10 protein-coding genes and 1 pseudogene are annotated in these 11,256 nt (G+C 71.7%); 4 read left to right on the top strand and 7 right to left on the bottom strand.

All coding sequences use genetic code 11. The features are described 5' to 3' along the window. Together AB0L40_RS23465 and ndhC are read right to left on the bottom strand one after the other, a co-directional pair. On the bottom strand, window positions 1–340 hold a 340-nt coding region (locus tag AB0L40_RS23465), incomplete at its 3' end, for a DivIVA domain-containing protein (protein ID WP_364360469.1). A 68-nt stretch (window positions 341–408) separates the two neighbouring features. Beyond that, a complete protein-coding gene (gene ndhC / locus AB0L40_RS23460) occupies window positions 409–786 on the bottom strand; it encodes an NADH-quinone oxidoreductase subunit A (protein WP_364360467.1) in 378 nt (125 codons plus the stop codon). A gap of 204 nt (window positions 787–990) precedes the next feature. On the opposite strand from ndhC, the gene AB0L40_RS23455 reads away from it, so the two are divergent. The 3 genes from AB0L40_RS23455 (at window position 991) to AB0L40_RS23445 (ending at window position 4,745) form a co-directional block, all read left to right on the top strand. Next, window positions 991–2,844, top strand: coding sequence for a 2-oxoacid:acceptor oxidoreductase subunit alpha (locus tag AB0L40_RS23455; RefSeq protein ID WP_364360465.1), 1,854 nt, complete (start codon window positions 991–993; stop codon window positions 2,842–2,844). Beyond that, entirely contained in the window at window positions 2,837–3,859 is a 1,023-nt protein-coding gene (locus AB0L40_RS23450) for a 2-oxoacid:ferredoxin oxidoreductase subunit beta (RefSeq protein WP_364360463.1), read from the top strand. The genes AB0L40_RS23455 and AB0L40_RS23450 overlap by 8 nt, the downstream gene beginning before the upstream one ends. A 67-nt stretch (window positions 3,860–3,926) precedes the next feature. Further along, window positions 3,927–4,745 carry an SAM-dependent methyltransferase gene (locus AB0L40_RS23445; RefSeq protein ID WP_364360461.1) on the top strand — a complete coding sequence of 273 codons (819 nt, stop codon included), beginning with the start codon at window positions 3,927–3,929 and terminating at the stop codon, window positions 4,743–4,745. 7 nt (window positions 4,746–4,752) lie between these two features. Here AB0L40_RS23445 and AB0L40_RS23440 read toward each other — a convergent pair. The 3 genes and pseudogenes from AB0L40_RS23440 to purH all read right to left on the bottom strand — a co-directional run. Further along, a pseudogene (locus AB0L40_RS23440) lies at window positions 4,753–4,842 on the bottom strand (CGNR zinc finger domain-containing protein); the annotation flags it as partial. Between the two features lie 53 nt (window positions 4,843–4,895). Then, a complete protein-coding gene (locus AB0L40_RS23435) occupies window positions 4,896–5,402 on the bottom strand; it encodes a hypothetical protein (protein WP_364360459.1) in 507 nt (168 codons plus the stop codon). A 127-nt stretch (window positions 5,403–5,529) separates the two neighbouring features. Beyond that, a complete protein-coding gene (gene purH, locus AB0L40_RS23430) occupies window positions 5,530–7,182 on the bottom strand; it encodes a bifunctional phosphoribosylaminoimidazolecarboxamide formyltransferase/IMP cyclohydrolase (protein ID WP_364360457.1) in 1,653 nt (550 codons plus the stop codon). A gap of 222 nt (window positions 7,183–7,404) precedes the next feature. On the opposite strand from purH, the gene AB0L40_RS23425 reads away from it, so the two are divergent. After that, entirely contained in the window at window positions 7,405–7,857 is a 453-nt protein-coding gene (locus tag AB0L40_RS23425) for a hypothetical protein (protein WP_364360455.1), read from the top strand. 43 nt (window positions 7,858–7,900) lie between these two features. On the opposite strand, the gene AB0L40_RS23420 is transcribed toward AB0L40_RS23425, so the two are convergent. After that, a complete protein-coding gene (locus AB0L40_RS23420) occupies window positions 7,901–10,384 on the bottom strand; it encodes a hypothetical protein (protein WP_364360453.1) in 2,484 nt (827 codons plus the stop codon). 534 nt (window positions 10,385–10,918) lie between these two features. Beyond that, the gene (locus AB0L40_RS23415; protein ID WP_364360451.1) at window positions 10,919–11,149 is read right to left on the bottom strand and encodes a hypothetical protein; all 231 of its coding nucleotides are present in this window, start codon (window positions 11,147–11,149) and stop codon (window positions 10,919–10,921) included. Between the last annotated feature and the right edge of the window lie 107 nt (window positions 11,150–11,256).

Raw genomic sequence — 11,256 nt, 5'->3', positions numbered from 1 at the left:
CCTTGCGCAGCGCGTCGGCGTCCTCGAGCCGGCCCTCGCGGAGCGCGGTCACCTCGGCCTCGAGCACGCCGATCAGCTCGCCCTTGTAACCGATGTCGTACGCCGCGCGCTGCAGCGCCTGGTCCACCTGGGCCATCCGGTAGCCACGCCAGGCGGTGTCGAACTTCGTCTCGGCGATGTCGGACTCGCCCAATGGCCGGTCACCGGGCAGTGGCACCGCCCGACCGTCGGGCTCGACCGAGGTCAGTCCGGAGTCGCCTCCGCTCAGTAGGACGGTCACGCCGAAGACGATCGTCGCGACGACGAGCGCCACGACAATGAAGAGCAGAAGCTGACCCATGCGCACGATGTTGACATGTCCGCTTTCCGGTGGCGAGCCCGCCACCCGGTCGATGTCGTCGTGGGCGCTCAGGTCCAGGTCAGGATCCGCTTCCGCCAGGCATAGAGGATCCCCAGCGCGAGCACCGCCACGAAGACGCCCATCTCGGCGATGGCCAGGCCGCCGAAACCCGGCCGATCGAAGATCAGCGCCCACGGGAAGAGAAATACGGCTTCCACCGCGAAAAGCACATAGAGGTACGCGTAGACGTAGTACCGGATCTGCGCCTGCGCCCAGTCCCCGCCGACCGGGTCGATCCCGCTCTCGTAGGAGATCCGCTTGCCCAGCGGCTCCGCCGGGGTCGACGGCCGCAGCAGCCGGTTCGCGCCGAACGCCGCCACGAACAGCAGCACACCGGCGGCCAGCAGAAGGCCCAGCGTGGCGTACGAACCGAGATATCCGTCCACGATCGGGGAGCCTAACGGACGCCCGGCCGGTTTCCGCGTGCCGCATGGTGGACTTTGCTGGCTGGTCCTTTCCCCACGTAGTTACTGTGGTCAGCGGTCCGCGGCCGCTTTGTAAGGGGCGGCGACGTAGTGTGGAAGTGACGATTTGCGGGCCGGCTCATCGACGAACCTCAGCCGCCGGACCGCGCTCTTTGGAGGTTGAACGTGGCCGCTCCCGCGAAGCGAGTCGAGCAGCTGGACCGGGTAGTCATCAGATTCGCCGGGGACTCCGGCGATGGTATGCAGCTCACTGGAGACCGGTTCACCTCGGAGACCGCTCAGCTTGGCAACGACATCTCGACCCTGCCCAACTTCCCCGCCGAGATCCGTGCACCAGCCGGAACGCTCCCGGGCGTGTCCAGCTTTCAGGTGCATTTCGCCGACTACGACATCCTGACCCCCGGTGACGCGCCGAACGTCCTGGTGGCGATGAACCCGGCCGCGCTCAAGGCCAACCTGGCGGACCTGCCCGCCGGGGCCGACATCATCGTGAACACCGACGAGTTCACCAAACGAAATCTGGCGAAGGTCGGATATGCGACCAGCCCGCTGGAGGACGACACCCTCGCCGAGTACGCGGTGCATCCGGTCGCGCTGACCTCGATGACGGTCGGCGCGCTGGCCGACGCCGGCGTCTCGAAGAAGGACGCCGAGCGCGCCAAGAACATGTTCGCGCTGGGCCTGCTCAGCTGGATGTACTCGAGGCCCTTCGAATCCACCCTGCGGTTCCTGGAGCGCAAGTTCGCCAAGCGCCCGGACCTGGTGGCGGCGAACAAGGCCGCCTTCCAGGCCGGCTGGAACTACGGCGAGACCACCGAGGCCTTCTCGGTGCGCTACGAGGTGAAGCCCGCCAAGATGCGGGCCGGCACCTACCGCAACATCACCGGTAACCAGGCGCTCTCCCTGGGCCTGGTCGCCGCCGGCGTGAAGGCGAAGCTGCCGATCTTCCTCGGCGCCTACCCGATCACGCCGGCCTCGGACATCCTGCACGAGCTCTCCAAGCACAAGCGGTTCGGCGTCACCACGATGCAGGCCGAGGACGAGATCGCCGCGATCGGGGCGGCGCTCGGCGCGTCGTACGGCGGTGCTCTCGGCGTGACCACGACGAGTGGTCCCGGTGTGGCGCTCAAGGGCGAGACCATCTCGCTGGCGATCGCGCTGGAACTGCCCCTGGTCATCGTCGACGTGCAGCGGGCCGGCCCGTCCACCGGCATGCCCACCAAGACCGAGCAGGCCGACCTGAACATGGCCCTGTTCGGCCGGCACGGCGAGGCGCCGCTCGCGGTGATCGCGCCGAAATCGCCGTCCGACTGCTTCCACGCCGCGATCGAGGCGGCCCGGATCGCGCTGACCTACCGCACCCCGGTCATCCTGCTCTCCGACAACTACGTGGCGAACGGCTCCGAGCCGTGGCTGCTGCCGTCCGTCGACGAGCTGCCCGACCTGCAGGTCTCCTTCGCCCGCGAACCCAACTCCGCGGACGGGCGGTTCCTGCCGTACCTGCGGGACCCGGAGACGATGGCCCGGCCGTGGGCGGTTCCCGGCACCCCCGGTCTGGAGCACCGGATCGGCGGGCTGGAGAAGGCCGACAAGACCGGCGACATCTCGTACGACCCGGCCAACCACGAGTTCATGGTGCGGACCCGGCAGGCGCGCATCGACGGGATCCCGGTGCCGGACGTGGACGTCGAGGACCCGGAGGAGAACGCGCGGGTGCTCGTACTGGGCTGGGGTTCGACCTATGGCCCGATCGGGGCCGCCTGCCGCGCGCTGCGCCAGCGCGGTTTGTCGATCGCGCAGGCCCACCTGCGGCACCTGTCGCCGCTGCCGGCCAACCTCGGTGAGGTCCTGGCCGGGTACGACAAGGTGGTCGTCCCGGAGATGAACCTCGGCCAGCTGGCCCAGGTGATCCGGGCGAAGTACCTGGTCGATGCGGTTCCGTTCAATCAGGTCAGCGGCCTTCCGTTCACCGCCGCGACGCTGGAGAGCATGCTCGAGGACGTGGTCAAGAATGGCTAACCCGGTTGTCGAACTGAAGCTGACCGCCAAGGACTTCAAGTCCGACCAGGAGGTCCGGTGGTGCCCGGGCTGCGGTGACTACTCGATCCTCGCGGCCATGCAGCGCTTCATGCCGGAGCTGGGCATCCCCCGGGAGAACATCGTCTTCGTCTCCGGGATCGGCTGCTCGTCGCGCTTCCCGTACTACATGAACACCTACGGGATGCACTCCATCCACGGCCGCGCTCCGGCGATCGCCACCGGCCTGTCCGCGTCCCGCCCGGACCTGAGCGTCTGGGTGGTCACCGGCGACGGCGACGCGCTCTCGATCGGCGGCAACCACCTGATCCACGCGCTGCGCCGCAACGTGAACCTGAAGATCCTGCTCTTCAACAACCGGATCTACGGGCTCACCAAGGGGCAGTACTCCCCGACCTCGGAGATCGGCAAGATCACCAAGTCGACCCCGGCCGGCTCGGCGGACTCGCCGTTCAACCCGCTGTCGCTGGCGCTGGGCGCGGAGGCGACCTTCGTGGCCCGGACCATCGACTCGGACGCCAAGCACCTGCAGTCGGTGCTGCGGGCCGCCGCGGCCCACGAGGGTTCCGCGTTCGTGGAGATCTACCAGAACTGCAACATCTTCAACGACGGCGCCTTCGAGCTGATCAAGGACGCGTCGACGCGCGACGAGCACCTGATCCGGCTGGAGCAGGGCGAGCCGATCACCTTCGGCACGGACAACCGGTTCTCGGTCGTCCACCCGGAGGGCAGCTTCGGGCTGAAGGTGCAGGAGGGCGGCACCGCGATCGTCCACGACGCGACAGTGGACGACCCGGCGTACGCGTTCGCCCTCTCCCGGCTGTCCGGCTCCGACCTCGACACCACGCCGATCGGGGTGTTCCGCAACGTGCAGCGCCCGTCCTACGACGAGATCGTGCGCAAGCAGGTGCTGGACGCCCAGGCACAGGCCACCGGCACGCCGGACGAGATGCTCGGCGACCTGCTGAACACCGGCGACACCTGGACCATCCTGTAATCCAGGCGTCCCTCGCGGGAGGGGAAGCGCCTTCCCCTCCCGCGGGCAGATCGATAGGGTTCGCACCGTGACCGATGCGCACGGACTCCCGCCGGAAGTGCACGCCTCGCTCAACGCCGAGGTGGCCCACTCCGCGCGGCTGTGGAACTACCTGCTCGGCGGCAAGGACAACTTCGCCGCCGACCGTGAGGCCGCGCAATATGCGCTGGCCCTGATGCCGGAGCTGGTCCAGTCGGCCCGGGCCAACCGCGAGTTCCTCGGCCGGGCGGTGCGCCACCTGGCCGGCGAGGCGGGGATCCGGCAGTTCCTGGACATCGGCACCGGCCTGCCGACCGCGGACAACACCCACGAGGTGGCTCAGAGCGTCGCCGCGGACAGTCGCATCGTCTACGTGGACAACGACCCGATGGTCCTGGTGCACGCCCGGGCCCTGTTGAACAGCACGCCCGAGGGCGCCACCGACTACATCGACGCCGACATCCGGGACACCGCGCACATCCTGTCGCAGGCCCGGGAGACGCTCGACTTCGACCAGCCGATCGCGATCATGCTGCTCGGCATCGTGAACTTCGTGGTCGACGACGCGGAGGCGGCCCGGATCGTGCGCGATCTCGTCGGCGCCGTCCCGTCCGGGAGCTATCTGGTGATCTCGCACCCGACCACCGAGGTGAACGGGCCGGCCGTCGAGCAGTCGATGAAGCAGTGGAACGAGAGCGGTGCGGCGCCGATCTGCGCCCGCAGCCGGGACGAGATCGCGGCCTTCTTCACCGGCCTCGAGCTGCTCGACCCGGGCGTCGTGACCTGCTCCGCCTGGCGGCCTGACCCGTCCCGCCCGGGCATCACCGACAAGGTCTCCGAGTTCGCCGGGGTCGGCCGCAAGCCGTGACCCGGCGTCAGCGGGCGCGATCCCGGTAAGCCCGCATCTTGGCCCGGCTGCCGCAGATGCTCATCGTGCACCAGCGGCTGCGGCCGGCCGGGCTGCGGGCCGCCGTGGCGAGCGCCGCCGGGCTGCGGGGCGCCGGTCGGGGGCCAGCCGTCACCGGTCGCCATGGTGGCCTCCCCGGCGACGCAGGGTCGACGTCGCGCCCGCGACCGCGAGGCAGCTCCCGGCGATCGCGACCCAGGATCCCGTGCCGACCCGCGCGGGCCGCCAGTCGGCGACCACCGCGGCGAACGCGAGCGCCGCGAGGGTCGCGACGGCCGCCGCGACGAGGCGGAGCCCGACGACCGACGGATGGTCGGACACGAGCGTCACCAGCAGGACTGCGGCCGCGAGCGGCACGAGGTAGAGGACGGCGCCGAACCAGCGCGGCGCGGAGACGGTGAGCGTCCCCGACCCGATCAGATCGGCGAACGCGCGGCCGCTGATGGTCGATCCCGAGCCCGACGCGGTCGCCGGCAGGAAGAAGCCGACGAGCCAGAGGGCGGCGGCCCCGCCGAGCAGCGCCTCGGAGCCGTGGCGGAAGCCGACACGGACACCGTCGCCGCCTGATCGTCGACCGCCGTCCGGCCGCCGACGCCTGATGAACTCCGTGCCTGCCATGCCTGCGCTCCCACCCTGGTGACCGCGGGGCCTCCCGGACCCGCGCGAGGGCTGGAGTGTAGGTCGGCCCCGTACACACGACCATGCGCCATCTGGCGGATCCGCCGTGGGCGGACGCGCGGCGCAGTTAGTGCCGGAAGTGCCGCCGCCCCGTGAAGACCATCGTCGCGCCCGCCGCGTCGGCGGCGGCGATCGAGAGCTCGTCGCGCATCGAGCCGCCCGGCTGGATGACGGCGGTGACGCCGGCCTGCAGGCCGACCTCGAGCCCGTCGGGGAACGGGAAGAACGCGTCGGACGCCATCGCGGCGCCGGTCAGGTCCAGGCCGTGCTCGGCGGCCTTCTCGCGGGCGATCCGGGCGGAGTCCACGCGGCTCATCTGGCCGGCGCCGATGCCGACCGTCGCACCGTCCTTCGCGTAGACGATCGCGTTGGACTTCACGTGCCGCATGACGCGCCAGGCGAAGAGCATGTCGCGCCACTGCTCGTCCGTCGGCTGCGCGGTCGTGGAGACCGACATCGTCGTCGGGTCGACGACGACCTCGTCGGTGTCCTGCACCAGGACGCCGCCGGCCACGGCGCGGACGTCGAGCCGCTCGAGGCCCTTCAGCGGCGCGTCGTCGCCCGTCAGCAGGCGGACGTTGGGCTTCTCGGACAGCAGCGCGAGGGCGTCCGCGTCGAACGACGGGGCGAAGAGCACCTCGACGAAGAGCTTCGAGAGCGCCTCGGCGGCGGCGAGGTCGACCGGGCGGGTCAGCGTGACGATGCCGCCGAAGGCCGAGACCGGGTCGCAGGCCAGCGCGCGCTCGAACGCCTGCAGGCTCGAGTCGCCGATCGCGGCGCCGCAGGGGTTGTTGTGCTTGACGATGACCGCGGCGGGCTCGTCGAACTCGCGGGCGATCGCGCGGGCGGCCTCGAGGTCGAGCAGGTTGTTGAAGGACAGCTCCTTGCCGTGGAGCTGCTGCACGCCCGACAGCAGGTGGGCGCGGGCGCCGGCGCGGCGGTAGTAGGCGCCGCGCTGGTGCGGGTTCTCGCCGTAGCGCAGGGTGCGGTCGCGGACGTACCCGCGGGAGAAGGTCGGCGGGAACGGCACGCGGCCGCCGGACGCCGGGTGGCCGCAGGGGTGGCCGAGCGGCAGCTGCGAGCCGTCGAACTCCTCCTGGTCCTGCAGGAAGCCCGAGATCGCCGCGTCGTAGCGGGCGGTCGTGGCGTAGGCCTGGAGCGCGAGGTTGCGGCGCGTGACGAGGCCCAGGGAGCCGTCGCCGGAGGCCTTGAGCTCCTCGATGACCGCCGGGTACTGCGCAGCGTCGGTGAGGATCGCGGCGTAACCGTGGTTCTTCGCGGCCGCGCGGATCAGCGACGGGCCGCCGATGTCGATGTTCTCGATCGCGGCGGCGAGGGAGACGTCGGGCTTGGCGATCGTCTCCTCGAAGGGGTACAGGTTGACGACGACCAGGTCGATCCAGCCGATGCCGTGCTCGGCCGCCGCGGACGCGTGGGTGTCGAGGTCCCGCACGCCGAGGATGCCGGCGAAGAGGTGCGGATCGAGCGTCTTGACGCGCCCGTCCATCATCTCCGGGAAGCCCGTGATCGACTCGACGGCGATCACCGGCAGGCCGGCGTCCGCGATCGCCTTGGCCGTGCCGCCGGTCGAGATCAGCTCCGTCCCCGCGTCGTGCAGGGTCTGCGCGAGCTCGGTCAGGCCGGTCTTGTCCGACACCGAGAGCAGGGCTCGGCGGACGGGGACGCGGTCGGGGGCGGTGGTCTTCAGAGGATCCGGCATGGGCGCACCCCGAGGATAGACGTCGACCCCGGTCCGTCCCGGGCCGGTCCGCCCCCGCGGCCACGACTGCCCGCGGGTCGGGCGACGTGCCCGGGTGCCGCGTCCGGCGGGCGGTTCGGGCACGATCGGCGCCTCCTCCGCGGAGACGGCGTACCCGCCGGACGCCGCGTCCCGGACCGATGCGCCATCATCCGATTGATGATCGGCTATCGACCTATTGCCGTGGCCGCCCTGCTCGCCGCGACCCTCGGACTCTCCGCGTGCGGCGCCGGCAGCAGCGACGACAAGGCGCAGAACGAGAAGGCCTCCCAGCAGCTGCAGAAGGAGGGCATCGACAAGAAGGCCGCCGACGAGCTCGTCGAGACGTCCCAGCGGCTGAAGGACAGCGGCTTCTCGGACGCGGACGCCAAGAAGCTGAAGGCCGACGTCGCCGCCGCCCAGCACCGGGCGACCGCGCTCCAGCAACAGCTCGTCGACATCACCAAGAAGGTGCAGTCCGGCAAGCTCAGCGCGGCGGCCGGCACCAAGCAGATCGGCGTGGTCCGGGACAAGATCCAGCGCCAGGCCCTCGCGGCCGCCGAGACGCTCGAGAAGGCCGGCGCGCTGCCCCCCAGCGCGAAGAAGCAGGTCGACGCCGCCCGCAAGCAGCTCGAGAGCGGCGCGGCCCAGAAGTAGCCCCGGCCGGGACGGGGTCTCCCCCGCCCCGGCCGGCCCGTCCTCAGCGGACGCGCACCGACTGGCGCGCGGCCTTCGCCAGGTTGCCGGTCCGGTCGTAGGTCACGACCGACACCGTGTAGACGCCCTTGGCGAGCTTCGCCTTCACGGCCAGCGACCAGGTCTTCGTGCCCTTGGCGAAGAGCACGATCGGGTTGTCGCAGTAGACCTCCGGGCCCCACTTGCCCTTGCGGTTGAGGAAGCGGCAGCCCTCGCCGCTCTTCTTCGACACCGACACGAGGGTCCGCTGGACCCCGCCGCCCGCCTTGCCGGCGACGGCCTTCCCGCTCGCCGTGACGCAGCCCTTGTCGGTCGCGCGGCCGGCCACGCGGATGCGGGTCCGGGTCGCGCGGATCGACGAGACGCGGCTCGTCGGGCGCTTCGTGTCGACGCAGGCCTTCGCCGGCGTCCCGGGTGCGGGGGCCGCCGGGGCGACGGGCGGGGCGAGGACGTCGCCCACCGGCGACGGCGGACCGTCACGCGGCGGGATGACCGGGGTCACCGGCGCCGGCGGGGCGTCCGGCGCGGTCTCCTGGAACGCGACGTCGGCCAGCTGGATCGACCCCGTGGGCGTGCGGGCGCCGAACCCGAGCGTCACCGAGGCGACCTTCGTGAGGTCGACCCCCGCGAACGCCGAGAGCGGGATCCGCAGGCCGTTGAGGATGATGTGCTGGTAGCTGCTGCCGATCGACGGCTCCAGCGCCGTGCCCCACTTGGCCGCCGTGGTCGTGGCGGTCGCGCCCGCGGCGTCGGTGATCGTGACGTCGAGGTCCTGGGTCGCGCTCTGCGGCGTGAAGCCGTTGCCCGCCGGGTTGCGTGGGTCGTTGCGGTTGACCGCCACGCGCATCGTCAGGGCACCGAACGTCGAGACGTCCTTCGTCCCGCCGTCGGCGCCGAGGCCGGCCGTCAGGCTCGCCGGGCCGTCCCACGCGACGGCGAACTGCGTGCCGATCGAGCGGTTGTTGTTGTCGTCCGGGCAGAGCGGGTACGCGCTCGGCTTCTTCGGCAGGCCGCGGCGCGGCACCGCCGACGGGCGGCAGACCTCGAACGTCGCCAGGCCCGTGGCCGTCAGCGGACCGCCGGTGGCGGCGACCGTCGTGGCGGTCGGGTCGACCGGGTCCGGGACCGTCGCCGTCTCGATCGGGTCGGACGTCGGGGCCGGCTTCAGCACGTCGAGCCGCTTGGTCGTCGGGCCGAAGTAGCTCGTCTTGACCTCCTCGCCGCACGCGACGCCCGAGGCGACCGGGCAGCTCGTCGACGGCAGGGTGACCTCGCCGGTCATCAGCGGATCGAACGCCTTCTCGCCGCCGACGTAGCGGCGGAGGAAGGAGTTCATCAGCGTCAGGCCGACGCGCCGCTGGTCCGACGGGGACAGGCGGGCGGTGGTGCCGAGGCGCTGCGTGCAGGCCGGATCGGCGGCCGGACCGAAGTCGTCCCCGGTCCAGACCGTGTTGTAGAAGTTGTGGTTCGTGCCCTGCACGTACCACTGCATCGTCGCCACGCCGGCGTTGCCGGGGGCGTACTTCGCGTTCTCGACGAAGCGCGCGCCCTGCAGCGTGTTGACGTCGCCGTCGCAGGCGGGCAGCAGGTTGACGTAGTTGGTGCCCTCCGGCGTGCGCGGCGGGCCGGTGACGGTGGTGGTCCCGCCGGAGGTCGTCGTCCGGGCGGCCGTCGAGTACGCGGTCGGGGCGAGCGCCACGACGCCGTCGATGAGCCAGCGCCCGCTCGACAGGTTGCGGTTGTAGGTGACGAAGTCCGTCACCGCGTCGCCGCCGCGCGAGTGGCCCATGAGGCCGACGCCGGAGGACAGCTCGAGCCGGCCGACGAGCTTCAGCCCGACGGTCGTGTCCGGATCGTCCGTGACCGGGCCGAGGCCGTTGTTCCAGCGGTCCAGCAGGCGCAGCGACGCGTTGATGATCTGCGAGCGCGCACCCGCGCCGGCGTCGGCGTAGTTGTTGTCGAAGCCGGTGATGTTGGCCTCGATGCTCATGACCGCGTACCCGTGGCTGGCGAGGTTCTCGGCCATGTAGTCGTAGCCGCCGTAGCTGCGGATGTCGGTCGAGACCGGGGTGCCGTCGGGCGCCTCGCTGTCGAGGCAGGTTCCCGGCGACGGCCCGGGCGGCGACGTCGTGCCGGACGTGCCGAGACAGACGCCGTGGCGGCCGTGGACGAAGACGATGACCTTCGACGCCTGGCTGCCGTTGCCGGTCGGGTAGGTGATCGAGCCCTTCATCGGCACGGTCGTCGACTGGCCGGGCGTGGCGAGGTTCAGCAGCAGCGTGCCGGCGTCGTAGTCGATCTTCTTCGTGCCGTACGCGCCGGGGAGCGTGGCGTCGGGGACGCCCGCGTCGGCGGCGAGGGCCGGTGACGCGGTGGCGATCAGAGCGATGAGCGTGGCCAGCAGCAGGGCCAGGGGACGTCGTCGCGGTGGCCGCTGCGTGCGCGCAGGGGCCGCCGCGGCGACCGATGAGGGTCGTCCGGGGAGCACGGGGTCCTTCCGAGGTGGTGGTCACGGGCGCGAGGTTCCGCCCGCTCTCCGACTGTACGTCCGCAGAGCGGCCGATCCGTGCGCCGATCGGCCAACCGTTCCCGGCCCCGGCGTGCGGTCTGCACGGTGCCGCCGGGGCGCCATACGGACGCCTCGACGCCATCGATGGCCTGCTACGCCATAGACGTCCATATGCGCCAAAGCGTGGCTGGGACGACGCACCAGGATCCGGGGATGCCGATCACCGCCCTCGGAGCCATGACCGCGATCGCCGGGACCGTGCCGGTCGGGGCCGCCGTCGAGCCCCGCACCTTCCTGCACCCCTTCGGGATCCCGCCGGGAGAGGTGACCCGGGCCGCGGAACTCGGCTGGCGCCTGTTCGCGGCGCGGACGGGCTACCTCGCCTACCGCGCCGGTCGGGCGACCCGTCCGCCCAGGCCGCCTTCCTCCCGGTGCAGGCCCTCGACCAACTCGTCTTCCGGCACGCCTTCGCCACGCGATCGGTGCCGCGCCGGGCCGGGCCGGCGCTCCCGATCAGCGGACGGCGACCGGGTACCGCACCGCGGTGTGGCCGACCACGACGCGGAGCGTGTAGCGGCCGTGGGGCGTGCTGCGGCGGATCGCGAGGCCGCCGGTCGTGCCGCGCGCGTAGGTGCGGCCCGAGCGGATCAGGGTGGCGCGCGAGCGGGTCAGCGCCGCGCCGGCCTTCTTCGTCGTGCCGCGCACCGTGCAGGTGACCCGCCGGGCGCCCTTGCTGGTGCTCACCCGGCAGCTGACCTTGGCGTCGCCCCGCCGATCCCGAACGCGAGCAGGGCGACCCCGCTCGTGCCGGTGAGGAGCAGCGGGGCGACACCGCGGAGCGACAGCATGAC

Source organism: Patulibacter sp. NPDC049589 (genome assembly GCF_040675535.1).
Taxonomy (GTDB): domain Bacteria; phylum Actinomycetota; class Thermoleophilia; order Solirubrobacterales; family Solirubrobacteraceae; genus Patulibacter.
Note: the sequence above shows the minus strand (reverse complement) of the source record. Positions and strands in the feature narration are given on the sequence as shown.

Coding starts and splice junctions, on each gene's coding strand:
- AB0L40_RS23435 (WP_364360459.1), bottom strand. CDS start 5,402: ATGGCAGGCACGGAGTTCATCAGGCGTCGGCGGCCGGACGGCGGTCGA.
- AB0L40_RS23450 (WP_364360463.1), top strand. CDS start 2,837: ATGGCTAACCCGGTTGTCGAACTGAAGCTGACCGCCAAGGACTTCAAG.
- purH (WP_364360457.1), bottom strand. CDS start 7,182: ATGCCGGATCCTCTGAAGACCACCGCCCCCGACCGCGTCCCCGTCCGC.